Origin of the sequence: Mycobacterium arosiense ATCC BAA-1401 = DSM 45069 (assembly GCF_002086125.1) — a bacterium.
Lineage (GTDB): Bacteria > Actinomycetota > Actinomycetes > Mycobacteriales > Mycobacteriaceae > Mycobacterium > Mycobacterium arosiense.
This window is the reverse complement of sequence record NZ_MVHG01000310.1, coordinates 1-286: the sequence shown is the minus strand read 5'-3', so window position 1 is coordinate 286 and position 286 is coordinate 1. Positions and strand designations below refer to the sequence as shown.

The 286-nt window shown below is 60.5% G+C and carries 1 pseudogene; it reads left to right on the top strand.

The window, feature by feature from the left end:
• A pseudogene (locus BST14_RS32020) lies at positions 1-286 on the top strand (cache domain-containing protein); the annotation flags it as partial.

The window sequence follows — 286 nt, the reverse complement described above, 5'->3', positions numbered from 1 at the left end:
AGAAAATCCTTCTCGCCGCCGCGCTGGTGGTAGTTTTCGCCTTCAGCTGCTTCATCCTCTACAACGATTACCGACAGCGCGAGGCCGTGCGCACGGACACAGAAAACTACCTCGGGGAAATCGGCACCCTGACCGCCAGCAACATCCAGAGCTGGCTGGAAGGCCGCATGCACCTGGTGGAAGGCCTGGCCTCGCAACTGGCGCTGCTCGACCAGCCCGACGAGGCGAATATCGCAAGGCAACTGGAACAGCCCGTCTTCAGCCGCAATTTCGCGTCGGTCTATCT